The sequence below is a fragment of the Microbulbifer variabilis ATCC 700307 genome, assembly GCF_000380565.1.
In the GTDB taxonomy this organism is placed as follows: domain Bacteria; phylum Pseudomonadota; class Gammaproteobacteria; order Pseudomonadales; family Cellvibrionaceae; genus Microbulbifer; species Microbulbifer variabilis.
The window spans coordinates 131,401-156,913 of sequence record NZ_AQYJ01000027.1; the positions used below are offsets into that span (position 1 = coordinate 131,401).

Genomic DNA, 25,513 nt, shown 5'->3' on the forward strand with positions numbered 1-25,513 from the left:
GAGAGATTTTATTGTGAATTACTTGCAAGTTTTTTCTCCAGATTTTTGCCAGCTTTAGCTGCATATTTCTCGCAGCTAACCGCTTTCTTCTGCTTAGCTGTATCACGAAACACCCATCCACTTGCGCCCGCATGAGGTGTGATAAGTAGGTCACAGGGTAATTTACGCACCCGTTCAAAGCTCATTCGGTAATCTTGAACAATATCGGGATAACGGAGATTATTGACCAACTGATAACCCGGAGCCGTAAGGCTATCTACATAAGCGATATCGATAACCTTACTATCAACAGTATCCTGCCAAGTCCAAGCCATACTGCCAGGAGTGTGCCCCGGAATAAAATGTACACGAAGTCGTAAGTCCCCAAGGACAACTTGCTCTCCATGATGCAGGATACGGTCCGCGTTTACTGATGGGTATAAAATTTTATCTGCAAAATGAATATCATTAGCGCCACCACGAGCCATCAATACTGCCGACTCAGCATTTGTCACTACCTGGGCGCCGGTAATACGTTTTAGCTCGGCCAGGGGACCGATATGATCTGCATGAGCATGACTGTGCAAAATTAATTTCAGGTCGGTGGGTGCAATTCCCAATCTGCGCATATTTCCCAATAAGTGCTCGGCCGTCTGCTCCATTCCTCCATCAATTAGAATCGCACCTTCTTTACCCTTTAGCAGTAAAGAAGTAATTCCCTGGGTACCTATCTGCCATGTTTTATCCGCTATCTTTAGCGGCGCTACCGGCTGACGCCAGGATTCCGGCACTTTATAGGTATCCAGTTGCGGCAATACAGGGAAATTTTCTGCCATCGCAATACTGGAATAAGTTGCCATTACTATTGCGGCTAATTTGATTCTTATATTCATCTATAGGTCTCTATTTCTTTTTTCCTGTATCGGAGATACATCCAGGAGCTCCATTAAGTACAGCGTCTTCAATCCAGCCAGTAATCCGCTCAAATACCTCACCTCGGTGACTGATCCCATCAATATCTGTCATAAAGTGATCGTAACCAGAATACTCCCAATAAGTCAGCTCACAGCGCCCGGCGGAAACATAAGCATCTCTCGCTGCACGGCCGGAACTGACCGGAGCAGATTTATCCTCTGCGCCCTGAATCAACAAGACAGGGGCACGACTATCCAGTAAGTCATTGACCGGTACCCGATCAGCGACATCGGCCCACCAACGCATAGAGTTTCCACCCCAGATTTCCGCGCTTTTGGGGTTGGCTCGGGCATAGGCAAGTTTGACATCCACCTCTTTAGCGACATGGGGTGGAACCAAACCCTTTAACACCTGAGCAAACGACTCCCCCAACCCGCTTGAAAAAACCACTGCGGCATCGGGATTTAACCTGGGCGCCAATCGGGCAACAAGGTCACCGCCCTCGGAACCACCAAACAGGACCAGCTTGCCATTCCACCAATCGGCCCCGCGTAGTTCGTCAACAATTTGCTCAACATCTAGCGTACGCTGCTCAACAGTATGATTGGCTATGTATTCCTGAGAACAATCTTTAAATTGTTCTTCGGGGCTGTCGGTATGGGTTACTCCATATTTCTCTACCATTAACACGGCATAATCCACAGCCATCTCTTTGGCCTGCTGAAGAGTGGTGTTTTTAATTGCCGGTAAACAGCCAGAGCCCTGGGCCATCAGGAACAAACCAATTTTTCCTTTATTCGCTGGTTTTTCCAGAGACCAATAAAGTGATGAACCATCCGGGCGCTGACTGATTTTGAGAAAAGGTTCAGCAGATGCACTGAGATGAACAACCATTAGCAAAAGGCCAATAGCCGTTATAAAGATCGACTTAAAAGAAAACCACCATCCCATAGCGAGAACTCCCTATCCTCACCTGACATCGGAAGTGAGGAAATATCTGACTGGTTATTATTAAAAAGAGAGCGAACCTTTTTCGCCTTCCTATCCGAACCCAGCCAAGAGCATTTGTTCCCGGGTTAGTCGAAGCCAATTACATTAAATTTTTTCCAGTCACTGGCGCTTAGACGATATAGGCAGTGACGCAGTAAAGGACTTTCGCGGGGAACCTGCGGGTGCTCAAAAACGAGAAAATCCCTCTGCATACCCAAGCGTTCCATTACTTTTTGAGAACGAATATTTTGTAACGGCGTAAAAGATACCACCTCATTAAGACACAGAGAGTTAAAAGCTACATGAAGAGATGCCCGTGCCGCTTCACTGGCATAACCCTTACCCCAAAAGGGGCGAGCCAGTCGCCAGCCAATCTCTACCGCCGGGGCAAAGGGCAGGTTATCGGTCACATTTTTTATACCGACAAAGCCAAGAAACTCTCCGCTCTCCCTGAGCTCCAGAGCCCAGAAGCCCCATCCATACTTTTCTATATGTGCGCTACTACGATCGACACCCGCATCACTTTCTTCCCGTGTCAGTAGCGAAGGGAAAAACTCCATCACATTGGGATCAGCGTTCATTTCGGCAAACACGGGCTTATCTTCTTCCCGCCATTGACGTAGCTGCAGACGCTCGGTAGCTGGTTGTATTAATTCAGACATCGGATAATCACTATTCTATTATCTGTTCTTACTGAAAGCCTTCAGCCGGTGCGACCATAAAATCACACAGATCAAGCCATTCGCGTTGTTCAGGGTAGGCAACTTGTATAAAACCCAACTTATCGTAGAGTCTGCGCGCCGCCAAATTAGTACGCAATACAAACAAAGAGCACTCTGCTACACCCAGGGCTTTGATACCGGTTTGTGCAATAAGTGTTACCAGTTCTCCCCCAAGGCCGGCCCCACGGTGATTTGGGGAGACAATCAGACGGCCCAAATGGCACCGGTCCAGGTGTTGGTAATATTGACCGAAGGCGAGCATTTCTCCTTCTCGATCCAGAAGAACATAGCTTGGCAACTCCGGCCACCGGCAGTCCTCTAGAAAAGATCCTTGATCGAACGGAAATCGGAAATTGGGGCCACCCCACTGTTGGCACTGCTGTTTATCCGGCAACCAGGACATCAACGTTGGCAGTTGCCATTCCTGTAATGGCTCCAGCCTTAAACCTTCCATGGCCATCCCTCCAGCCTATTTGCGACTTTTTGCCAACCACCGATCTAACTGATCGGCAAAGGCTTTGCGGTCCGCCTGGCTAAGCGCTGGCGGTCCGCCAGTATGAACGCCGCTGGAGCGCAGGGTATCCATAAAGTCCCGCATATTGAGTCGCGCGCGGATATTGGCTTTGGTGTAACGCTCTCCACGGGGGTTTAGGGCTTCAGCACCCTTATCGATCACTTCTGCCGCCAAGGGGATATCGCTGGTAATGACCAGATCCCCAGCCTCGCAGCGCTGTACTATCTCATTATCCGCCACATCAAAGCCGGCAGTTACCTGCACAGAGCGGATATAGCGCGACGGCGGTACCCGCACCGCCTGGTTGGCTACCAGTGTCAATTCAGTGGCAGTGCGCTCGGCGGCGCGAAACAGAATTTCCTTAATAGCTACAGGGCAGGCGTCGGCATCAACCCAGATTTTTGTCATGGTTGTACAACCTTTTCGAGCGTATCGGGCGGTGCGCCCTCATCGCATTTCTTGCAATTGAGCTGGAAACCCAGCATGGACTCGCGCCCCTCTTCAGTGATCACCCAGGACCGATTGGTCCAGGGGGGATTGTGGCGGACATGTTGAAAATGGCCACAGGCGAGCTCCGCCACCCAGTGATCCTCTTCATCCAGGTGGTAGCCGGCGATGGGTTGTTGCATGGGGTTACACAAGCAGGGAATAAGGCGCAGTTATAGCCAATCCCAAGTGCAAAGTACACATACGGTCGATCGTTCTCAATGGTGCTGGGAGGATTCGAACCAAGGCTGCTAGAATCCCCCGCTTTCTCGCCACGCGAAGATGCAACCCCATCTATGACTCAGCTCAATCCCCGCCAATCTGAAGCCGTGAAGTATGTCGATGGCCCCTGCCTGGTTCTGGCCGGCGCCGGCTCTGGCAAGACCAGCGTAATCACTCGCAAGATCACCTACCTGATCGAGCAGTGTGGCTATGCCGCGCGCAATATCGCCGCCCTCACCTTTACCAATAAGGCGGCGCGGGAGATGAAAGAGCGGGTGAGCAAGCTGCTGGCGGGCCCGGATGGCAAGCGCTCCAAGGCGAGTCACGGCCTCACCGTGTCCACCTTCCACAACCTGGGGCTGAATATCCTGCGCAAAGAGTACCGCGCCGCCGGCTTTAAGCCCGGCTTCTCCATCTTTGATGCCGAGGATGCCCGCGCCCTCATCAAGGAGCTGATGCTGAGAGATGGCGACCTGGATACGGATCTGCTGGATCGGGTACAAAACCAGATCTCGAACTGGAAGAACGATATGCTCACCCCGCGCCGCGCCCTGGAGCAGGCACAGAGTCCCGGTGAGCAGGCTATCGCTATCGCCTACGATCGCTACTGCGAAGCCCTGAAGGCCTACAACGCAGTAGACTTCGACGACCTGATCCTGCTGCCGGTGCAGCTGTTCGACAAAGACCCGGAGCTGCTGCAACGCTGGCGCAAGAAAATTCGCTATCTGCTGGTGGACGAATACCAGGACACCAACAACTCCCAGTATCTGCTGGTAAAACTGCTAGTCGGCGGACGTGGCGGCCTCACTGTAGTGGGGGATGATGACCAGTCTATCTACGCATGGCGCGGCGCACGCCCAGAAAATATGAGCGCGCTCAAGACCGACTTTCCCAACCTGCGCCTGATCAAACTGGAGCAGAACTACCGCTCCACCAGCCGCATCCTTAAAGTGGCCAACCATCTGATCGCCCACAACCCCCACGAGTTCGATAAAGCACTGTGGTCCGATCGCGGCCTGGGTGAAGAGATCCGCATACTCAAGGTGGCCAATGAAAATGAGGAGGCCGAGCGGGTTGCCAACGAGATCTTCCTGCAAAAGAGCCGCCGCGGCTGCAAGTTTATGGATTTCGCCGTGCTCTATCGCGGCAACCACCAGGCGCGCCTGATCGAAATGAAATTGCAGGAACACCAGGTCCCCTACCAGATGTCCGGCGGTACTTCCTTCTTCGCCCGCGCTGAAATCAAGGATGTGATGGCCTACCTGCGCCTGTTGGTAAATCCGGACGATGACAATGCGTTCCTGCGCATTATCAACACCCCACGCCGCCAGATAGGCACCAGCAGCCTGGAAGCCCTGGGCAACTATGCCAAGGGTCGCGAAATCTCCATGTTTAAAGCCTGCTCGGAACTGGGCTTTAAGGAGCATATCAACGAACAGGGCTACGAGCGCCTGAACCGCTTCGCCCTTTGGCTCGAAGGGGTGCAACGCAACTGTCGCGATACCTCTGCCAATGGCGCCCTGCGTGAAATGTTAGAGGATATTGACTACGCCGGCTGGCTCTCGCAAAACGCCAGCAGCGAGAAGGTGGCCGAGAAGCGCATGGAGAATGTGTACTGGCTGCTGGAAAGCCTTAACAAGATTATGGAGGGCACCGACGATGAGCTGGAGCAGGATATCCGCTTGGAACAGGCTATCTCCAAACTGATCTTGCGGGATATGCTGGAACGCCAGGAAGAAGAGGAAGCCACCGATAAGGTCAGCCTGATGACCCTGCATGCCGCCAAGGGCCTGGAATTCCCCCACGTGTTTATGATCGGTATGGAAGAGAACTTACTTCCCCACCGCAACAGCATTGAGGATGACAATATCGAAGAAGAGCGCCGCCTCACCTACGTGGGTATCACTCGCGCCCAACGTACCCTCACCATGACCCTGGCGGGCAAGCGCAAACAGTTTGGCGAAACCCAGGACACCACACCCAGCCGCTTTATTGACGAGCTGCCGGAAGAAGATGTGTTGCTTGAAGGGTTTGGTAAGGCGACGCCGGAGCAGAATCAGGCAAAGGGGGAGGAAACTCTGGGGTCTTTGTTGAGTATGTTTGATTGAGGCCGCAAATGCGGCCTCACTTAGCAGCAAGGAATCTCTATTCTGAGATGATAACTACTGATCTGGTCTGTGGATCAATCTCAGCCACACTATTAGGATTGCTTAATTTAGCAAAAAGGCGATTACCTGCTTTTGTGAAAGCTGTAATTCTATACTTAGTATCATTCCCAAAATACTGCTTTTCCTTCATTTGCTTTTCCTCTAGATCAAATTCGAAATAGCTTGCAGACTCATCCCATGTTGGAAACAGTAGGCTGCCCTGTTGAGAATCAAAAAACATGCTAGTTGAGTTGGGGAAATTCAGAGAGGACTCACTGCTAAGTAATAGCTCTCTATCCCCTGTTTCTAAGCTAACTTCATATATAGCTCTAACGCCACTACGTGGAAAGCCAAGGGCATATACAATAGCCTTATCAAAATCTACTTCTATATCTGATAAGCCATCCCACGTCGGGCCGGTACCATGCTGTTCAGTTCCATCGGTCAAAATGGTTCTATTTCCTGTAGATAGGTCAACTTTCAATAGTTGCTTCCAAGGGTTAATGATTACGGCTATTGTTCCTTGAGCATCAACTTCCACGTCCGAAGGATATTCAAGTGAAGTACAGCATCCAATATCATTTCCCGCTGATATTGCCCTATCTCCCGTTTGAGTGTTTACAATCTTGATATCATTACTACCAGAGTCTGCAACAAAAATGTTTCCCTGTTGGGAAATAGACAAATCATTCGCATAAGAAAATTTAACACCAAGACCATGATCTGGGCCAGAAATCACCTTACGATCTCCGCTATCGACATCAATTGACATTATTTTCCCTCCTGCATCTGACCACACCGAGGAAGTTAATGTAACTAAGTAATTATTAATAACATCGTACTCAAAGCCAGGAATAGAAATCCCTGCTATTGATGGACCTTTGCCGCGAAAATTTCTTGAAACCTGAGTGATACTTCCATTGCCCAATATCACTTTATAAAGCTGTCCAGAAGACTGTGATAGTATATAAGCAGCATCATTTACGCGATCAATTTGCAAAGAGGCCAATTCAAAATCGGCGGAAATAAAGTCCACACTCTCCATATCAATGATTTTGAATATATTATTATTATTTAAATTAAAACCATATAAATTTTCAACTCCATCTCCAGAAAGTTCTGAGCTAGCCAAAAAGTATAAAATAGGTTTATCTGGATGTGATGCCGCAGCTGTTACTCGAGTAATCTTTTCAGGAGTGTCGTATAGATTCTTATATAGATTTCTATCTCCTGTCTCCAGGTCGATCATATACAAAAAAGATTGGATCTGCCCCCAAACAGCAGTATCGGAAAATGCATAAACAATCTGACTATTGATCGCTACTTTAGTGTCAGACTCCAATTCTGGGCCTTTCCCTTTATTCACCCCAGAAACTGAACTAAAAATACCTGTTGTAGGGTCAAGTACGTCTATTTTTCCCGAATTATTCCAATAAACTTTTCCTGAAACTTCATCAACATCAATACTGGCATATTCCGTTTCAACTTCATATTTTTCTAGAACCTCTCCTGTATCCAAAGACAATTCTGCAAGATACTCCAAAGTCGTCACATACCATTTATTGCGAATTTCATCTATTGCCATTGCAGTTACTGATGGCAAATCACCTTCAAAGCGATTAAAAGCAAAATTAGATAGTTGTATCTTTGTTGGATGTGGCCCTGCATATAACTGACTATTTTTTGAATCTATTGCCAGAGCTCCATAAGCCCTACGTGCGAAGCCATCATGAGCATTTATTCTCAATGGCTGTAAAATCGTCTCATTCCCTCCAGTATCAACTACTTTAATCACAAACTCCGTAGTAGGTTTATCCACATTTACTTCCAACTTCCAGTTAGAAAAATTATCTGTGGTTTCAGTTAATACGTCATTGACATACACGCCTTTAATTTGCATATCATCGCTAGCAGTACCACGAAGAATAACTTCACGCTGATAAGTCCAGGTATCCTGAAGAGATGGGAATGTAATTGATACTTCAGGAGGTACCTCATCTGTGTTTGCTGAATCAACTACACCACCTGATCCTGCAGCAGGAGAATCATCAGGGGCTTCCAAATTTCTACCTCCACCACTACCTCCACCACCACAGGCAGCCAATACAAACGATAGAGCAGCGAAATAGAAGAGTGTCCCCAGCTTCATACGTAAAATCCTTGTGTTTTTATATACATATTTTTACAAGCAAGCGCGGATAATACAGATTCTATAGGGCTGGAGGGAAACAACGCCTAATTACGGTTTATTACATTTATCGCTTCGAGATATTTAATAACAAATACTCATATAGTTATTAAAGACAACTAAAAGTACTTCTCTTTATACGACATCTAATAAGGAGATTAGAAAGTCAAAGATCTAACTTAAAATCGCTGTTTAAGAAAAGCCAATAAGTTGAATATCTTGATTTAAATTTAGAAATAAAAAAGGCCGCTAAATAAGCGGCCTTTTCGATAGTAAGTAGAAGCTTACTTACTGTTATCCACCATGTAGTCCACAGCGGCTTTAATCTCACCATCGCTACAATCCATACACAAGCCCTTAGGCGGCATGGCATTGATACCCTTAATAGCATTGGTATAAAGAGTGTCCATTCCCTTGGCAATACGCGGTGCCCAGGCTGCAGCATCACCAAACTTTGGTGCACCTGCAATACCCATGGCATGACAAGTTGTACAGCTGGCATTGTAAACAGCCTCGCCGCTACGTTCGCCACCACTTGCGCCCTCAGGAGCCGCCGCTACTGCTGCCGCGCACTCCTCGCCTTTCATACAGGTCTCACCTGCCGGAGCAATGCGCTCTGCAATTTCTTCGTTAACAGACTGCTGGGCCACTGCCGCAGCTGCACTGACGGCCAGTACCGCCACAATACCCAAAATACTCTTCATACTATTCCCCCAAAGGACCGAAGTGAGATGGCCCGTAGACTATCGAATTACTGCCGCAAACTTCTACGCCGCGCATTATAAGCACTGCACCGCCACCTGCCAAAGCTTACGTAACCTTGCCGCAAGTCCTTTCGCACACCCCTACCCTTCTGTATAATCCGCCTCCCACTGGCACAGATAGCCAATTAACCGCCCGTAGCTCAGCTGGATAGAGCGTCGCCCTCCGGAGGCGAAGGTCAGAGGTTCGAATCCTCTCGGGCGGGCCATATACAAAGAAGCCCGCTTATGCGGGCTTCTTTGTATATGGCTAACTCCCAGGTTTTGTTCAAACTCAGGTTCGACTCGGAGGCAGCAAAGCTGCCGGAGAGCAGCGAGCCCAAAGGGCGAAGCTCATCCTCTCGCACACTCCCCGCTTATGCGGGCTTCTTTGTATATGGCTAACTCCCAGGTTTTGTTCGAACTCAGGTTCGACTCGGAGGCAGCAAAGCTGCCGGAGAGCAGCGAGACCAAAGGGCGAAGCTCATCCTCTCTCTCACAGGCTACCCGCTTAAGCAGCCCTACCCCAACGGCACCCCCAAAGGCTCAATCACCACCTGTTCCCCCGCTTCCACGCTGCCACTCTCCCGCGCCAAAACAATAAAGCAGTTTGCAGCAGCTAGCCCTGTGAGAATATGGCTTCCCTGGGTACCAACAGGTTCAACTACCAATACCCCATTTTCATCACTGTGATAAACACCCCGCTGAAAGTCGGTACGACCGGGCTTTTTCTTTAGGGGTTTTAGAAGCTTGGCCTGCAAGGTCTTCGGGCCACTCCAGTGATCGCCTTTCATTACACTCAGTGCGGGCACGGCCAGCTGGTAGAAAGTAACCAGGGCGGAAACCGGGTTGCCAGGCAGGCCGAAGAAAGGCGTCCCTTGAAGGAAACCAAAAGCGAAAGGTTTGCCGGGTTTCATCGCCACTTTCCAGAAACCGATCTCTCCCAGTTCTTCCAACACTTCGCGGGTGTAATCTGCCTCACCGACAGAGACACCGCCAGAGGTAATAATGGCATCGGCCTCTTGGGCTGCACGCTGCAGCGCATCGGTAATAGCCTGTTTGTTATCGGGCAATATGCCCAAATCCAAAACCTCCAGATCCATCTGGGCCAAGGCTGCCAATAGAGCAATACGGTTACTATCGTAGATATCGCCCTTGCCCAGGGCTTCACCGGGCTGGCGCAGTTCATCACCAGTTGAAAAAAGAGCGATTACCGGTTTGCGCACTACTGTCACTATGCCAACACCGGCAGCGGCAAGCAGGGCGATATGGGGAACGCTGATACGCTCTCCAGCTTTAAGCAAAATGGAGCCTTCAGCTACATCCTCACCGCAGCGACGGATATGATCGCCGGAGCGAACCTCGCAATTTATACTTATACGTATCGATTCACCCTGGGCATCGACATTTTCCTGCATCACCACCGTATCCGCACCGGCAGGTACTGCCGCTCCTGTCATAATGCGCACACAGGTACCCGGGTTCACCACACCATCGAAGGGCGCGCCGGCAAAGGATTTACCGATCAGCTCCAGCGGTAAGCCACTGGCAAGGTCTTCATATCGCAGGGCGTAACCATCCATCGCGGAGTTGTCGCAGGGCGGTAGGTTTACTGTGGAGATAACATCTTCAGCCAATACCCGACCATTTGCTTGGGCCAGCGGTAATATCTCAGTACCCTCAATAGGGTTCATTGCCTGCAGGAGTTTCTCGCGAGCGCTCTCTATGGGCATCAGGCCCGGCTGGCTACAACAATCAATGGTGGGCATGGAAAAATTTCTCTTACTTCAATCCTTTGCAGTTGGGGCAGTGCCGGTCAGTGCGCCCGGTCCTGGGACTCTGAACGCTTTTGATTGACCATCCACACGGCAGCTTCCACGCGGGAGCGCATCCCCAGTTTCTTCAACAGATGTTTGACGTGTACCTTCACGGTTGCATCACTAATATCTAACTCGCGGGCAATCAATTTGTTGCTGAGGCCATCAGCGATCAACTGCAATATCTGGTATTCGCGGCTGGTAAGGGTAGAGAGAGTATCTGCACCGGAGTTATCTGGCTTGCGTAGGGCCGAAGCAAGGATCTCCGTAAGGCGCTGGCTGATAGCGAGCTTGCCGTGGGTGGCCTGGATCACCTGGTCGAGAATATCTTCCGGTTCCATATCCTTGAGAAGATAACCATCGGCACCAGCGCGGATACAGGACACCACGTCGGCATTGTTATCGGAAACCGTCAGTATCACGATACGCGAGGAGACATCGGCAGCCCGCATCGCCCGCAAGGTATCCAGCCCATCCATACCGCGCATATTCAGGTCCAGCAAAATAAGGTCCGGCTCATACTGCTTGGCCAACTCCAGCGCTTCCTCTCCGCTACTGGCTTCAGCCACCAACTCCAAACTGGGCTCCATGGCAAACAGCTGCTTGAGACCTTTGCGGAACAGGGGGTGGTCATCGACCATCATTACCGTGGCAGAAGAAGTCATGGGAGATCCTACTTCATTGGTGAGAATTGGTTTAAATCTGAACAGTGACTTTACCATAGCGTCCATTGGCTGCGCTTACCCCTAAAGAGGTAGCTGTTACGCGCGGGAGCAAAAGGGTTACTTACTGTTGGTAATTGAGCGGGCTAAATCCCCGGCCCATAGTGGCAGCACGAATCATTTCGAGGAGGAGTGGCCGCCGTGTCTGACATCTACGAGTGGGCCCCGGAGGACAGCAAATTCTGGCAGTCCAAGGGCAAGAAAATCGCAAACCGGAATTTGTGGATATCCATTCCCAGTTTGCTGTGCGGCTTCGCCGTGTGGCTCTACTGGGGCATTATTACCGTTCAAATGCTCAACCTCGGCTTTCCCTTCGCCAAAGCCGATCTGTTCACCCTGATGGCTATCGCCGGTCTTACCGGTGCCACCCTGCGAATACCCAGTAGTTTCTTTATTCGACTGTTCGGTGGACGCAACACCATCGTATTCACCACCGCCCTGTTGATGATCCCCGCCCTCGGCACCGGTATCGCGCTGCAGAGCAAAGAGACCCCACTGTGGGTATTCCAGTTGCTGGCGCTGCTGTCTGGTATCGGCGGTGGTAACTTCGCCTCTTCCATGTCCAACATCAGCTTCTTTTTCCCCAAGGAAAAGCAGGGGCTGGCGCTTGGCTTGAATGCAGGACTGGGTAACTTCGGTGTTACCACCATGCAGATCCTGGTACCGCTATTTATGACCTTCGGTGCCTTTGGCGCTGCCGGCGGCGATCCCATGACCCTGGTGAGCAGCTCTGGCTCCCTGATTGGCAAGGTACCCGCCGGTTCTGAAGCGTGGATTCAAAATGCCGGTTTTGTATGGCTGCTGTTCCTGGTACCGCTAGCCTTTATTGGCTGGTTCGGTATGAACAACCTGCGCACCGAGGAAGTTACCCCGGATGTAGGCAGTTCTCTCGGCGCCATGGTGAAGATGACCATGATGCTGGGAATCGGCCTGTTCACCGCCATCGTGGGGCTGTGGTTGCTCTTACCTGAAGCAGCAAACGGTTCTGGTTGGGGCGTGCCCAAGGAAATCGTGCTGGTGCTGGTAATCACTGCCACCGTGTTCGGCTTGAAACTGTTGCCCGGTGAGATCAAAACCAGCCTGCAGCGTCAGTACCGTATCTTCAACAACAAGCACACCTGGGTGATGAGTGTGATTTACACCATGACCTTCGGCAGCTTTATCGGTTTCGCTGCGGCTTTCCCGCTGGCTATCAAGGTGATCTTTGGTTACAGCCATGTAATGGTGGACGGGGTTATGACCCACGATACCATCAACAACAATGGCCCCAGCGCCCTGATGTACGCCTGGATGGGCCCCTTTATCGGCGCCCTGATTCGCCCAGTAGGTGGTTGGATCTCCGATCGTATCGGCGGTGCCCTGGTCACCCAGATCTGTGCAGCGGTAATGGTGGGTAGCGCCCTGGGGGTGGCCTACTACATGAAGGCTGCCTACGGCTCAGCCACTCCGGAAGAGTTCTTCCTGCCCTTCTTCCTGCTGTTCCTGCTGTTGTTCGCCGCTACCGGTATCGGCAATGGTTCTACCTTCCGCACCATCGCCATGGTGTTCCCGAAAGAGCAGGCAGGTCCGGTATTGGGATGGACCTCAGCCGTTGCCGCCTACGGTGCCTTCTACATTCCCAAGGTTTTCGGCGAGCAAATCAAAGCCACTACCCCGGAATATGCACTGGCAGGTTTCGCCATCTTCTACGCGGTATGCCTGGTGATTAACTACTGGTTCTACCTGCGCAAGAACGGCGAATTCTACAATCCTTAATTCGGTTTCACTCACGGGATACCGTTGATTCGGGGAGGTTTTACCTCCCCTTTTTTATTTCACCTGAATCAATATCGGCGTTATATCCGAGCCTTCAAGTAAGCTGGCAATCAGCTTTTTATCTGAATCCCGATGATAATAAATTGTCACTTCATCCAAGTCTTCAACGGTCGGCATCGTCGGGCATAGATGCCTGGCAATAGCTCTGCACATCTGCTCATAAAAATCTAAATCGTGCAGCTTATCCAGATAAATATGGCCCCCGGCGATATCCTCAGCACTGACCGTATAGTTGTAACCTACGGGCGGCTGAAAATAGTAGGCCTGCACAGTAATAGATCCATCTGCATTTTCAGTGACTTCGTATTGGACAGGTCTGCCACGGATATTCTGCTGGTACCCAATAAGATCCTCCGCAACTGAGGCAAGACTTTCATCCGTCTCAATGGTGCTCTCTATTTCACTGTAAGCCTGGTGGATAGCCTCAAAGCAGCTCAAGCAAGACGTAACATCGGCTTCTTGCAGCTCTGGCAGCAGTTCAGTCGCCATGGCTTCAAGCAATTTCACCAGCTTTTCTGCCGAGATGGCGTCGCGAAAATAGTAAGAACCCTCTCTCTCCGTTGCCGACTGGAAGATTTTTAGCTTGCGCTCCGGGCAATGGAAATCGAGGTGGTAGAGAGGCTGTTCTGGATCAGAAGTGTGGTTATTCAGCTCTACCTTGCCCAAATACGGGATAAAGAAGGTAAAGGACCAGTACTCCGGGCAGCGAATAAATCGCCGGCAGTGCTCTTCGATATAACCGGGCAAATATTGAAGGTCAAAGAAATTGGCCAGATGATAGTTACCACCACCCTGGTATTCCGCTATGGAGTCATAGTTATAAAACGGGTGCTCGCCGTGGAAATCTATCTTAACTCTCTGCCCACTGGCTGCGCGGCAAGCCAGATGAAAGTACAGGGCATCATCTTTGTAAGTAGAGTGGATAACGATAGCGTCGCCCTTTCGGCGAAGCTCGTAGCGGAAAGCATCGACCCGGTAGGGCTCACAATCCTCAAGTAGCTCGGCAATTTCCAGCTCACCCGATTCCAGGCGTCTTACTCGATAGTTGTGCCCACCTTCTTCTATGCAGCGAATAAGTACCAGGTGTAGATCCTCAATGGTCACAGCTTTCGCTACAGGTAAGCCCTCGACCTGTGCTTGTTCCCGGTAAAATTTATCGCCCTCGTTAAAGAGGGAAATTCCCAACACAACGCCCATAGGAGCACCAATTATTAGCTAGCGTTCAAACTTAGCAAAAAAATTGCTGGGGTTTTAGGGATCGAAGAGATACGCTTTCAGAAATTGCGCTGGAACTACTTACAAACCGGCAAGACTACCGGCCTTAAACTGGGCAAAGTAGGTAGTGCCTTCACGCAGTTCTAGGCGCTCGCAGGAGAGACGGGAAATATCTGCGTAGAACACCTGATCAGCAGCAGCTAACCGCAGGCGAATGCGACCATCGGTAAGGTTCTGCTTAGCAACTAAAGTTACCTGCAGGCAATTGAGGATACTGGACAAGCCCGGCTTCTCTACACTAAGGCTGATATCTCCAGCTTCCAGCAGAAAAGCGGCAGTATCGCCTTTGCGATAATGGCCTGCCACCCTATCTGCAAAGATAGAAATCCCCCCTAAATCCAAAGTGAGCAGACCATCGTTTAGGGATTCCACTCGCGCTTCAATCCGGCTCCGACAACTATCCCCTACGCCGTGGCTATCCAGGCGCTGGGCAACTTCAGGTAGAGGAAGTGGTGCGGACAAATTGGCAGAATCCATCCAAAAACAGCGCTGGGCCAGCAGCTGGATTTCATCAAAGTCATGACTGGTCCAGATTACCAGCGCCGGATATCGGGACCAGAAATCCCGTAGGGTCGGCAATAGGCGCCGCAGTACCCGGGCGCGGTCAACCGCTGAAAGCGGCTCATCAAATAATTGCAGCGGCGCGTTGTTAAAAAGCTGGCGTAATACAGCCACACGCTGGGCCTCTCCACCAGACAATAGCTCTACCGGCTGATGGAGTAGCGGTTCAATACCAAAAGCCTTTAGCAGCCGACCACACTCTTCCTCGGGCAGTGGCCTGCGGCTGTAACGGCGGGCCAGTGCCAGGTTACCTGCAACCGACTGACCGGCAAACAGGCGGCTGTCCTGAAAGCCCAAAGAAAGCGTTCTTTTGTGGGTAGCCAGGGCGCGGCGTCCGCGCTGCCAAACCGTATTGGCAAAAGTGATATTGCCACGGCAATGGCGCTGGCCCGCCAAAACAGCCAGTAATGTGCTCTTGCCGCTGCCGGAGGGGCCGGTAAGACCAAAAATCCCAGAGGCAGGCAGCTCTAATTGCCAGGGAGCCGCAGCATTAAGCGGAGTCACCAGCCCTACAACACTCAATCCGGTGGAATCAGAAATGGTAGACGCAGTACCGAATAGGGGTAAGGTGATTTCCATTAACCCAGCACCCCCATTACCGGTTTAGCGCGCTCGCTACTTGATCCGCGCGGGGCCAATCTATGTCCCAACCAACGGGCAGCGAGTAGCAGTACGGTAGTAATTCCCATCAACATCAAAGCCAGACGATGCGCCGCACCGTATTCCATCGCCTCCACATGTTGATAAAGAGCAATGGAAACTACCTGGGTCTCGCCGGGAATAGCGCCACCAATCATCAGCACTACCCCAAACTCACCCAGGGTATGGGCAAACGTTAAAGCACAGGCACTCACAATAGCGGCGCGACTCGCCGGTAAAAGAACTTTTAATAATACCACCCAGGGCGGAATACCCAGTGCTGCGGCAGCCTGGGTCAGGCGCTGGCCATTGGCATTAAACGCGGCCAACAGAGGTTGCACCATAAACGGCAGGGAATAAATCACTGACGCAAACACCAGGCCGGTAAAGGAAAACACCAAAGGGCCATCAAAAAGTTGTGACAGCCACTGCCCGGGGGCATAGTTGGGAGAAAATAAAAGCAGTAAATAAAAACCCAACACCGTGGGTGGCAGTACCAGCGGCAGGGTTATTAATACCTCGATACCGTGGCGCCAGCGACTCTGCCATTGGCTCAACTTCCAGGCCAAGGGCACGCCGATAATAAACAGCAGTAAGGTAGTTAAGCCGGCCAATTTTAAAGTTAGCCACAGGGCCTGCCAGTCGGCAGCGGCGATATTCATAAGCCACTCCCTCCGTCTCTACTTCGATCTTGAGTCGGCAAAACACCGTAACCCAAGTGCTGTAGTTGCGCCTGCACTTCCCCTGAACGCAAATAGTCAGCGAGGGACTGCGCCTCTTTCGGCCGACGGCTCTGGGTGGGAATCAGCAGCTGCTGCTCAATGGGTTTATACAAATGCTGCGGCAACAGCCAGTAGTTATCGCGACCGGCCGCTTGCATCTGGCTGGCGGCGACAAAGCCCAGCTGCGCATTGCCGGAATCCAGCATTAAATAGGCTTGGCCGGCATTGTGGGCCCGGGCTAATTGAGTTTGTTTTTTCTTCCACAAGTCCAGGCTTTGCAACGCTTGCCGTGCGGCACTGCCGAAGGGCGCTACTTTCGGATCGGCTAATACAATTTTATCGGGCCAGGTTTGCAGTAGCTGCTTGATATTCGATTCCGATTTTGGGTGCCAGAGAGCCAGTAAACCCAGGGCGTAAGTCTGGCGACTGCTACCCAGTGCCCCACCCTGCTTTTCCAACAGTTCGGGGCGCTCGCGATCGGCGGACAGGAATAAATCGAAGGGCGCGCGGTGCGCTATTTGTTGGTAGAGCACCCCGGAGCTGCCGCTGCTGATTTGCACCACGCAGGCATGGCGACGCTCAAATTCCGGCAGTACTTCTTCCAATGCCGGGCGAAAGCTGGCCGCTACCGCCACCCGCAAGGTGCAGTTATCCGCGTTAACCGGCAGCGCGATGGCCACCAGTAAAGCGGATAGCAGCGGGCTCAGCCGGCGGACCACTTTTCCATCTCCGCAGCGTCGCTGGCCCGGGCTTCGACCCAGCGCTCTGAGGGCTTACCGAATTCATCCGCAACCGCTTCGCGCTTCCAGAAAGGCGCCTCCGTTTTGAGGCGATCCATAATGTATTGGCAGGCGGCAAAGGCGGCCTGGCGGTGGGGGCTGGTAACGCCGACAAAAACAATCTCATCGTTGATCTGCATGGGGCCAACCCGGTGGACGATAGTCACACGACCCAAGGACCAGCGATCGCGGGCATCATTGATAATCTGTTGCAGGCTTTTTTCAGTCATGCCCGGATAGTGTTCCAGGGCCAGGCCGCAGACATCACTGCCCGCATTGAAGTCCCGCACCGAACCCACAAACAGGGCGCAGGCACCATCACCACTGTTCCCTTGCAGCGCGGTATATTCAGCCGCTACGTCGAGGGGCGTTTCACAGACTTCAATACGATCAACGGCTTTCATATTGGCACCACTAACCGCCGGTAACCGGCGGGAAAAATGCAACTTCATCCCCAGCCTTCACCTGGGCTCCAGTTTCTGCCAGCTCCTGGTTCAAGGCCATACGGATATCGTCTCTTTGCAGGTGCGGGCTCCAATCCGGGTGCTGTTCACATAGGGTTTTGCGCAACTCGCTGAGACTGCCGGAAAAGTCCTCCAGGGTAATCTCACCCATGCCCAGTTGCTGGCGCAGACGCGCGAAAAACAGAACCTTTACCATCGCTTTACACCTCTGAAATTGTTACGCCTTGTCCGCAGCATCGCCGCGCCAGTGGCCGCGCTTACCGCCGGTTTTTTGCAGCAGGCGGGTCGGGCCGATTTCCATCGCCGGGTCCACGGCTTTGCACATATCGTAAATGGTCAGCGCCGCTACCGAAGCCGCCGTTAACGCTTCCATCTCTACCCCGGTGCGCCCGGCTAAGCGGCAGAAAGCAGTAATATGCACACTGTGTTTTTCCGGCTGCAATTCGAAATCCACCGCTACCTTGGTCAACGCCAGTGGATGGCACAGGGGAATTAAATCCGAGGTTTTCTTGGCAGCCTGGATACCGGCGATGCGAGCTACAGACAAAACGTCGCCTTTCTTGTGCGCCCCCTCACTCAGCAGTGCAAAAGCCTCTGCACTCATACAGATGCTGCTCTCGGCCAGGGCGCTGCGGTCAGTGATGTCCTTCTCGGTAACATCCACCATGCTGGCTTCGCCGCGCTGGTTTAAGTGGGTTAACTGACTCATGAATTACCCCCGGCTCTCGCAGGGCGCGCTGGCAAAGCGCACATGGGGGATAAAGTTACAGGGCTTGTGGCGGGCATCCAGCTGCTCCAGCAATATGCCTTCCCAAGCAGTGCGACAGGCTCCGGTGGAACCGGGCATACAACATATCAGCGTGCGATTCGCGAGGCCGGCAAGCGCGCGGGATTGCACGGTAGAGCTGCCGATATCCCCCAGGGAAATATGGCGGAACAGCTCGCCAAAGCCGTCGACGGTTTTGTCGAACAGCGGGCTCAGGGCCTCCGGCGTGGAGTCGCGATCGGTAAAACCGGTACCGCCGGTCACCAATACCACCTGCACTTTGGGATCGGCAATCCAGGCGGAGACCAGCGCGCGCATCTGATAAACATCGTCCGGGGTAATGCGCTTATCCGCGAGCTGATGGCCGGCAGTTTTAAGGGCTTCCACCAGGTACTGGCCAGAGGTATCAGTCTGCTCGTTGCGGGTATCGGATACGGTAAGTACCGCGATATTGAGCGGTACAAATTCTTTGCTAGCGTGTGCGGACATAATCAGTGGTCTCTCAAAAAACTGTTTTCTGGAGTTTTATCCGGCGTACTCAAGCCGAGATAATCTGCCGGCGTATTGATATTGCGATGCCAATCGCCGGCACTTTTTATGGGTATGGATTTGGCCCCCAGGTGACGCAACAGTGCGCCGACAGAATTGCGCGCACTGCCCTCAACGGCGCGGCGCAAATAATCCAGGCAATCGCCATTTAAAGGCAGCCACAGGGGGAAAAAGAATTTTTCAAAATAACAGGGCCGGCCACTTGTCTGCCCTTCAGCCAATAACTCTGCGAGATGCTCCCGCCCGAGCAGGGGCATATCTACCGGAATCACCAGGGCCGAATCGGCACCGGTTGTCAGGGCCACCGAATAAAGGCCGCCCAGTGGGCCACGCTCTGGCACCAGATCTTCGATAGCTCCGGGGCGGGCGCCGCTGGTCACGACTTTTTCCAGCGGAAGCTCACTCAGCAATGCCTCAGCATGCTGCAAGAAATTGCCCTGTTGGGGGTGTGCCAGCAGGGCCTTGTCGCGGCCCATCCGGCTGGAACGGCCACCGGCCAACACCACGCCGATTGTCGATTTACTAACAAAAGCCCTGGCCATAACCCTAGCCCCCCAGCATTGCCAGGTTGCGGGTAGCGCCGGTAAAACCTTCGTGCAGCTGGTGGCCTGCAGTCTTATCGACAATCAACTCACGGATATGAGCTGCCAGCGCCTCGCTATCGCCATCGGCGATGATTTCTCGCATATCAAAGCCCTGGTCGGCGAACAGGCACAGGTGCAACTTGCCCTGGGCCGATACCCGCAGGCGGTTGCAGCTTGCACAGAAGTCTTTGCCGTAAGGGGTAATCAGGCCGATACGGCCGGCGTAATCCGGGTGGAAGTACTCCCGCGCCGGGCCCGCATCGCGGGTGCGGATAACCTGCTCCCAGCCTTCCCGCAGCAACAGGGTTTCTATATCGCCGCCGGAGACATGGTTGCTGGCGAAGAACTCGCGGTTATCGCCGGTACGCATTAATTCAATAAAGCGCAGGGTCACCGGAGTCTCGCGAATCCAGGCGAGGAAATTATCCAGCTCGGCCAGGTTGTACTGGCGCATCAGCACTGCGTTGACCTTGGTATCGATACCCAAGGCCAGGGCGCGATCCAGGCCGGCTAAGGCTTTATCCAGGCGATTGTGCCCGGTGATATGGTGGAATTGAGCCGGGTCGAGGCTGTCGATACTGACATTCACCTGATCCAGGCCGGCGCGGTGCCAGTCGTCAATCTGACTGGGCAGGCGGTAACCGTTGGTGGTGATGGCCAAGCGGCGAATCTTATCGCTAGCGCGCACGGCTTCGAGCAGTGGCACCAGGTCTTTGCGCAGGGAGGGCTCCCCGCCGGTAAGGCGTACCTTTTCCGTACCCAGGGAAGCGAAAGCGCGCACCAATGTGCCCACCTCAGCCACTGAGAGAGGATTTTCCCCTTCCAGGGAACGTCCGCAACCGATGCCCTCGGGCAGGCAATAGTTGCAGCGGTAGTTGCAGATGTCCGTCACGGACAGGCGCAGGTAATAAAACCTACGGCCAAAATTGTCTTGTAACATTAAACGCCTTTCCAATGTCGGGAGGCCGCGCAGTTTCCCGCTAGACCCTGGTGGCCGGTACGGCCACGGTCCCGGCACCTTGCAGCGACAATAAAAATCAGCGCTGTTTAGGTAGCGGGACTCGGTGTTTAAACTGATGTCAGTGTATCAAGCTGGTTAATTTATGCTTGGGGCAAAGGTGGTACTCCTTAGGTACTCACAGTGATGCCAACCGTTAAGGGAAATAACATCACAAAATGGAAATTCAGTGGGCAGAATTACTAAAAACCGAAAAATTCCTCTACAGAAATTGATCGGTTTTTACAGGGAAAACCCCGGCCGGAGCCGGGGGCCTCGCTATGGAGCTGCTTTATTTAATTAGAAATTGGCGGTCACCATTAACCAGAACTTGTCGGTATCCACCTTGTGGTCGTCAGCCTGATAAGAGGCGTATTTCACCAGTGCAGAAATTTCCTCTGTCAGCTTGCGCCCGTAGCTGATATTCCACTCATGGCCATAATTTGCGGAACCTTCATTCGCATCAAAATTGTGATAGGCCATATTCAAGTTACCGCCGGCTATTTTCATAGCGCCGCTGATGTACATATCCTCTATGCCATCACCGGGGGTTGTCAGGAACTGGTCGGTGTAGCCCTGGAATTTATGCAGGGTAGCCAGAGGCGTTCTGAAACCGACACCATTATCGGAACCCAATACTTCATAACCGAGTTTCGCAGTGACCGGGCCCAGGTCGGTACCCACTTCTGCCAGGTAGTAGTCCGCACTGTAATCGAAGGTGTTATCTCCAATATCGTTCTGGCGTGCATAACTCAGATTGGCTTTTACAGGGCCGAAATTCCCTTTGTAGTCCACCCCATAAGTGCGGCTGGCATTTTCAACGAAATTCTCTAAATCCAGGTTGTAAACGAAACCGCTGACTTTGTGGTTTTCAGCCACCGGGTAGCTGGCATGGAATAGCTGGATATTGCCTTCAAATTCAGCACCGGCGCTATCTTCACCAAAAATCCGGTTTACGTTGTACACATAGCTGTAGTCCAACTGCAGACTGTCAGCGCTACCATACTGATAACGTACGCCGTCGTAAGTCTGCTCGTTCTGCCTCCAGCCAACACCACCGACAAAACGCTGGCCATCCAGGTTAATACGCTGACGACCGGCAGTGACTACGGAATTTTCACCGTTATAGCGGATATAGGCCTGGTTAACCTCGGTACCATCTGGATCAGCCACAACCGGGTAATTGGTTTTACCATTGACGGTAGAGTTGTAATTATCGTTGCCGACTGAAGTAACATCGTCCATCTCTAGGAAACCGCTGAAGCCGCGGTAGCTGCCGCTGCGCCAGTTGAGGCGGGTTCTCAAAGTGGACGCGGTTGCGTCTCCATTAATACCATCCTGGTCATAATCTTCCTGGTCGACGATCTCCACGCGATAGCGCAGATTCAACCCGACCTCACCGGATTTTAGCGCGTCGACAAGAGTGGCATTTTCACCATCCTGCGCAGCGGCCTGCAATGCGACAGTGCTGCAGGCACCCAACAGTAAAGCACCGAATATTTTGGGGAATCTGGAAATGGTCATTACGCTTTTCCTTTGCAACAACGGAGTGAACAGTGACAAATTACAATTTTTCAGACGTGGTTGAAACCACAGTTTTTTTCAACAGAAAAAATCATTACCCCCTACCTTCTACGCACACATAATTCCATTTTGGTAGTGGGTACTACCTATCTGGCAAAGCCGCAGAGTTACTCGCATCCTCATGCAAAAAATTATTTTGCCGAGCGAAAGCCAAACGCTGTTGATGATGCTCTCTCTGGATTGCCAGGTACATTACCAACATACAAACTGCCAGCACACCATAGAGCAACATAAACGCAGCACTGTGAATACCCACTAAATCCTGTGCGATACCAAACAGCACTGGCAGGGTAAAACCACCCAGCGCACCGATTGTGGCTACAGTGCCACCGACACTGCCCATATGTGCCGGAAAATTATCGTGTAGCGCCTTGTATACCGAGGCGCGACCAAACCCCTGGGCAATGCCAATCACCAGCAACAACAAGGTAAACAACTCAATGCCCACCTCGATATTTAGATGCACATCCCGTTCCACCCCATGAATCGTCATACTGGTTGGGGGGTAACTGAGGAAAAAAAGGCATACCAGACAAGTCCAGAAAACACTCCAATTCACCGTGCGCGCACCATAGCGATCTGCAAACCAGCCACCCAGGGCACGCAGTGAACTGGACAGGGCCACAAACAGCAGTGTCAGAGCCATCGCCACCTGTGTACTCACTTCGTACACCGCCAGGTAGTAATTCGGCAGCCACAGTAAAAGTGCGAGAAAGCTGCCGAAGACAAAATAGTAATAGAGCCCATAGCGCCATACCTTGATCTGCATCAGTGGTCTTAGGTGATTGTGAATATCCACCTTGCTGCGGCTGCGCATATAGCGGGTTTCTTCAGGTGCACAAAATTCGAATAGCACCATCATGATCACTATACCAATACCGTAAATCGGCCCGATCCATTCACGCCCCAGCCAATTTTGGATCGCTGGCGCCAGGGCCAGGGTGATGGCTGCCCCAGCATTGCCTGCACCAAAAATGCCCATTGCCGTGCCCTGCTGCCTCCTTTCGAACCATGGGTTGATATAGCGAATACCCAACACGAAGGAGACTCCGGAAATCCCCAACCACAAACCGGCCAGGAGGTGCGCACCGTAACTCTCGATATAGGGCAAGAGTAAAAGTACCGGCAGCAGTAATAGCATTTGCAAGAGGATGAGTTTTTTTGCAGAGAAATATTCCACCAACAACCCGGCGGGAAAACGCAGTAGCGCACCGCTTAAGATCGGCGCGGCCAGCAAGATGCCGTATTCTGTAGCTGAGAGATCCAGCTGCTCGCCGATTTCCACTCCGAGCACTGCATAGAGTGTCCAAACAGAAAAGTTTGCGGCAAACATGGCCGAGGCAAATATCAGCGCACGTCCGGCGAGTTGCTGTGTATATTGCACGGCAGTTTTCTCCCAATTTTTTCAATTTTTCGGAAAATATATTTGGCCATCACGCCGATACCCCGAACGGTAGTTACTCCCTTCACAGACAGAAGCAGTAAAAATACAGTAACGTTTGCATGATTGTTCGAAGCCACCTGCTTGCAAGATGCACAAAAACCCTAAGGCCGACAATTACTCCCAAAAACCTTTCGGTGATAAGACAATTTTTCGCTACTACTCACCATGGGGTAGTTAGCAAGATATTCACGATGCTCGCCACTCCACAGGACTAATCCAAAGGGGTTACTCCATACTATTCGGATATCAGCCCCTATCCTGACTACCCCTTTTGCGCGCTTTTCCTGTAGCGCTGCTCAAATACTATCGGCCATGACCCTATCCACCTCTAAATTTCTGAGAAGCCGGAGAAAATAGTCATGAGTCAATCCAGCGGCCTCAATTTATTTAATTGGGGCGATCCCAAAATAAAGACGCTGCACGTTACCTGGTTTGCGTTTTTCCTGACTTTCGTGGTGTGGTTCTCCCACGCTCCGCTGATGGTCTTTATCAAGGAAGCGTTCGACCTCACCAGCCAGCAAGTAAAAGCCCTGTTAATCCTCAATGTGGCACTCACCATCCCCGCTCGTATCATTATCGGTATGCTGGTGGATAAATTGGGGCCGCGCCTGGTGTACAGCGGGCTGCTGATGACCTCATCTTTAATCTGTTTGGGCTTCGCCACGGCAGACAGTTATGAATCCCTGGCCCTGTTCCGCTTCCTGCTGGGATTTGTGGGTGCCGGCTTTGTAATTGGTATCCGCATGGTCGGTGAATGGTTCCCAGCCAAACAAGTTGGCCTGGCAGAAGGTGTTTACGGCGGCTGGGGGAATTTCGGTTCTGCTGCCGGTGCCATGACCCTACCCACCATCGCCCTGCTGTTCGGCGGTGAAGACGGCTGGCGCTATGCCCTGGGCCTCACCGGCATCATCGCCGGCCTGTACGGCATCATCTACTACCGCGTTGCCCGCAACACCCCTAAAGGCTCCACTTACTTCAAGCCGAAGAAAAGCGGCGGCCTGGAAGTGACCAGCAAGCGGGATTTCTACTTCTACCTGCTGATGAATGTGCCCATGTACCTGGCACTGGCAGCGCTGGCTTACAAACTGTCTCCCAGCGGCGTAGCCCTGCTGAGCCAGAATGCCACTTACGCAATGTGGGGACTGCTGGTAGCCCTATTCGCCTTTCAGACCCGCATGATCTGGAATGTAAACAAAGACCACCTGCGCGAAGGTGTGCCCGAGCTGGAGAAATACAACTTCAAGCAGGTAGCCATCCTCGACCTGGCCTACTTCGTCACCTTCGGCTCAGAGCTTGCCGTGGTTTCTATGCTGCCCCTGTTCTTCCTGGAAACCTTTGAAGGATTGAGCCCGGTGAAGGCCGGCCTGCTCGCCTCTGGCTTCGCCTTTATGAACCTGGTGGCTCGCCCAACCGGTGGATACTTCTCTGACAAACTGGGACGCCGCCGCAGCCTGATGTTCCTGATCGGCGGCCTGGCAGTGGGTTACTTTGTACTGAGCCAGATCAACGGCGGCTGGTGGATACCCGCTGCGGTAGTTGCCACCATGTGCTGCTCTTTCTTCGTGCAGGCCGGTGAGGGTGCCGTATTCGCCGTCGTACCCCTGGTGAAGCGTCGCATGACCGGGCAGATCGCCGGTATGGCCGGAGCCTACGGCAACGTGGGTGCGGTTACTTTCCTTACCGCCCTGTCCTATGTCAGCTACAGCCAGTTCTTCCTGATTATCTGCGGCGCAGCAGCGGTGATCTTCTTCGCCTGCCTGTTCCTGGAGGAGCCCAAAGGCAATATCGCCGAAGTGCTACCGGATGGCACGGTGCAGCTGATCAGCGTGGAGTGATCGGAAAGCAGTTATCAAGCAACAAACGCAAAGGAGGGCCAATGGCCCTTCTTTGTT

At 52.2% G+C, this 25,513-nt stretch carries 25 protein-coding genes, 1 tRNA gene and 1 riboswitch; of the genes, 4 read left to right on the plus strand and 22 right to left on the minus strand.

Going from position 1 to position 25,513, the window contains the following annotated elements:
* Window positions 1–8: 8 nt before the first annotated feature.
* From bla to G367_RS0113695, 6 genes are all read right to left on the minus strand, one after another.
* Window positions 9–872 (minus strand): subclass B3 metallo-beta-lactamase, encoded by an 864-nt coding sequence (gene bla / locus G367_RS0113670; RefSeq protein ID WP_020413703.1) that lies wholly within the window; start codon window positions 870–872, stop codon window positions 9–11.
* Window positions 873–882: 10 nt separating this feature from the next.
* A complete protein-coding gene (locus G367_RS23885; RefSeq protein WP_020413704.1) occupies window positions 883–1,845 on the minus strand; it encodes an alpha/beta hydrolase family protein in 963 nt (320 codons plus the stop codon).
* 125 nt (window positions 1,846–1,970) lie between these two features.
* Window positions 1,971–2,546, minus strand: a complete 576-nt coding sequence (locus tag G367_RS0113680; protein WP_020413705.1) for a GNAT family N-acetyltransferase — start codon at window positions 2,544–2,546, stop codon at window positions 1,971–1,973.
* A 28-nt stretch (window positions 2,547–2,574) separates the two neighbouring features.
* Window positions 2,575–3,060, minus strand: coding sequence for a GNAT family N-acetyltransferase (locus tag G367_RS0113685; protein WP_020413706.1), 486 nt, complete (start codon window positions 3,058–3,060; stop codon window positions 2,575–2,577).
* A 15-nt stretch (window positions 3,061–3,075) separates the two neighbouring features.
* Window positions 3,076–3,528 carry a YaiI/YqxD family protein gene (locus G367_RS0113690; RefSeq protein WP_020413707.1) on the minus strand — a complete coding sequence of 151 codons (453 nt, stop codon included), beginning with the start codon at window positions 3,526–3,528 and terminating at the stop codon, window positions 3,076–3,078.
* Window positions 3,525–3,749 carry a DUF3565 domain-containing protein gene (locus G367_RS0113695; protein WP_020413708.1) on the minus strand — a complete coding sequence of 75 codons (225 nt, stop codon included), beginning with the start codon at window positions 3,747–3,749 and terminating at the stop codon, window positions 3,525–3,527. Before G367_RS0113695 ends, G367_RS0113690 begins: the two co-directional genes overlap by 4 nt.
* Window positions 3,750–3,902: 153 nt before the next feature.
* On the opposite strand from G367_RS0113695, the gene rep reads away from it, so the two are divergent.
* Window positions 3,903–5,936 carry a DNA helicase Rep gene (gene rep, locus G367_RS0113700; RefSeq protein ID WP_026305120.1) on the plus strand — a complete coding sequence of 678 codons (2,034 nt, stop codon included), beginning with the start codon at window positions 3,903–3,905 and terminating at the stop codon, window positions 5,934–5,936.
* A gap of 37 nt (window positions 5,937–5,973) precedes the next feature.
* Here rep and G367_RS0113705 read toward each other — a convergent pair whose 3' ends face one another.
* Together G367_RS0113705 and G367_RS0113710 are read right to left on the minus strand one after the other, a co-directional pair.
* Window positions 5,974–8,124, minus strand: a complete 2,151-nt coding sequence (locus G367_RS0113705; RefSeq protein ID WP_020413710.1) for an NHL repeat-containing protein — start codon at window positions 8,122–8,124, stop codon at window positions 5,974–5,976.
* Between the two features lie 323 nt (window positions 8,125–8,447).
* Window positions 8,448–8,867, minus strand: a complete 420-nt coding sequence (locus G367_RS0113710) for a c-type cytochrome (RefSeq protein WP_020413711.1) — start codon at window positions 8,865–8,867, stop codon at window positions 8,448–8,450.
* 189 nt (window positions 8,868–9,056) lie between these two features.
* Between G367_RS0113710 and G367_RS0113715 the strand changes: the two genes are divergently transcribed.
* Window positions 9,057–9,133, plus strand: a tRNA-Arg gene (locus G367_RS0113715).
* A 291-nt stretch (window positions 9,134–9,424) separates the two neighbouring features.
* Here the strand turns inward: G367_RS0113715 and moeA are convergent.
* The gene (gene moeA, locus G367_RS0113725; RefSeq protein ID WP_020413713.1) at window positions 9,425–10,672 is read right to left on the minus strand and encodes a molybdopterin molybdotransferase MoeA; all 1,248 of its coding nucleotides are present in this window, start codon (window positions 10,670–10,672) and stop codon (window positions 9,425–9,427) included.
* A 47-nt stretch (window positions 10,673–10,719) separates the two neighbouring features.
* The gene (gene narL, locus G367_RS0113730) at window positions 10,720–11,451 is read right to left on the minus strand and encodes a two-component system response regulator NarL (RefSeq protein WP_020413714.1); all 732 of its coding nucleotides are present in this window, start codon (window positions 11,449–11,451) and stop codon (window positions 10,720–10,722) included.
* A gap of 132 nt (window positions 11,452–11,583) precedes the next feature.
* On the opposite strand from narL, the gene G367_RS0113735 reads away from it, so the two are divergent.
* The gene (locus tag G367_RS0113735; protein WP_020413715.1) at window positions 11,584–13,197 is read left to right on the plus strand and encodes an MFS transporter; all 1,614 of its coding nucleotides are present in this window, start codon (window positions 11,584–11,586) and stop codon (window positions 13,195–13,197) included.
* 54 nt (window positions 13,198–13,251) lie between these two features.
* On the opposite strand, the gene G367_RS0113740 is transcribed toward G367_RS0113735, so the two are convergent.
* The 12 genes from G367_RS0113740 to G367_RS0113795 all read right to left on the minus strand — a co-directional run bounded on the left by G367_RS0113740 (window position 13,252) and on the right by G367_RS0113795 (window position 23,561).
* On the minus strand, window positions 13,252–14,454 hold the full coding sequence (locus tag G367_RS0113740; protein ID WP_020413716.1) for an Ig-like domain-containing protein: 1,203 nt from the start codon (window positions 14,452–14,454) through the stop codon (window positions 13,252–13,254).
* A gap of 99 nt (window positions 14,455–14,553) precedes the next feature.
* Window positions 14,554–15,672 (minus strand): ATP-binding cassette domain-containing protein, encoded by a 1,119-nt coding sequence (locus G367_RS0113745; protein ID WP_020413717.1) that lies wholly within the window; start codon window positions 15,670–15,672, stop codon window positions 14,554–14,556.
* Window positions 15,672–16,394, minus strand: a complete 723-nt coding sequence (gene modB / locus G367_RS0113750) for a molybdate ABC transporter permease subunit (protein WP_020413718.1) — start codon at window positions 16,392–16,394, stop codon at window positions 15,672–15,674. Before modB ends, G367_RS0113745 begins: the two co-directional genes overlap by 1 nt.
* Window positions 16,391–17,173 (minus strand): molybdate ABC transporter substrate-binding protein, encoded by a 783-nt coding sequence (gene modA / locus G367_RS23890; RefSeq protein WP_020413719.1) that lies wholly within the window; start codon window positions 17,171–17,173, stop codon window positions 16,391–16,393. The genes modB and modA overlap by 4 nt, the downstream gene beginning before the upstream one ends.
* Window positions 17,158–17,637 carry a molybdopterin synthase catalytic subunit MoaE gene (gene moaE / locus G367_RS0113760; protein ID WP_020413720.1) on the minus strand — a complete coding sequence of 160 codons (480 nt, stop codon included), beginning with the start codon at window positions 17,635–17,637 and terminating at the stop codon, window positions 17,158–17,160. Before moaE ends, modA begins: the two co-directional genes overlap by 16 nt.
* Before the next feature lie 10 nt (window positions 17,638–17,647).
* Window positions 17,648–17,893 (minus strand): molybdopterin converting factor subunit 1, encoded by a 246-nt coding sequence (gene moaD / locus G367_RS0113765; protein ID WP_020413721.1) that lies wholly within the window; start codon window positions 17,891–17,893, stop codon window positions 17,648–17,650.
* A 21-nt stretch (window positions 17,894–17,914) separates the two neighbouring features.
* Entirely contained in the window at window positions 17,915–18,406 is a 492-nt protein-coding gene (gene moaC, locus G367_RS0113770; RefSeq protein WP_020413722.1) for a cyclic pyranopterin monophosphate synthase MoaC, read from the minus strand.
* Between the two features lie 3 nt (window positions 18,407–18,409).
* Entirely contained in the window at window positions 18,410–18,952 is a 543-nt protein-coding gene (gene moaB, locus G367_RS0113775; RefSeq protein ID WP_020413723.1) for a molybdenum cofactor biosynthesis protein B, read from the minus strand.
* A 2-nt stretch (window positions 18,953–18,954) separates the two neighbouring features.
* On the minus strand, window positions 18,955–19,554 hold the full coding sequence (mobA, locus tag G367_RS23895; RefSeq protein ID WP_020413724.1) for a molybdenum cofactor guanylyltransferase: 600 nt from the start codon (window positions 19,552–19,554) through the stop codon (window positions 18,955–18,957).
* Window positions 19,555–19,558: 4 nt separating this feature from the next.
* Window positions 19,559–20,536, minus strand: coding sequence for a GTP 3',8-cyclase MoaA (gene moaA, locus G367_RS0113785; RefSeq protein ID WP_020413725.1), 978 nt, complete (start codon window positions 20,534–20,536; stop codon window positions 19,559–19,561).
* Window positions 20,525–20,675, minus strand: a riboswitch (molybdenum cofactor riboswitch). It overlaps the preceding gene by 12 nt.
* A 218-nt stretch (window positions 20,676–20,893) precedes the next feature.
* A complete protein-coding gene (locus G367_RS0113790; RefSeq protein WP_020413726.1) occupies window positions 20,894–22,117 on the minus strand; it encodes an alginate export family protein in 1,224 nt (407 codons plus the stop codon).
* A 142-nt stretch (window positions 22,118–22,259) separates the two neighbouring features.
* The gene (locus G367_RS0113795; RefSeq protein ID WP_020413727.1) at window positions 22,260–23,561 is read right to left on the minus strand and encodes an MFS transporter; all 1,302 of its coding nucleotides are present in this window, start codon (window positions 23,559–23,561) and stop codon (window positions 22,260–22,262) included.
* A 419-nt stretch (window positions 23,562–23,980) separates the two neighbouring features.
* Between G367_RS0113795 and G367_RS0113800 the strand changes: the two genes are divergently transcribed.
* Entirely contained in the window at window positions 23,981–25,456 is a 1,476-nt protein-coding gene (locus G367_RS0113800; RefSeq protein ID WP_020413728.1) for a NarK family nitrate/nitrite MFS transporter, read from the plus strand.
* Window positions 25,457–25,513: the final 57 nt, after the last annotated feature.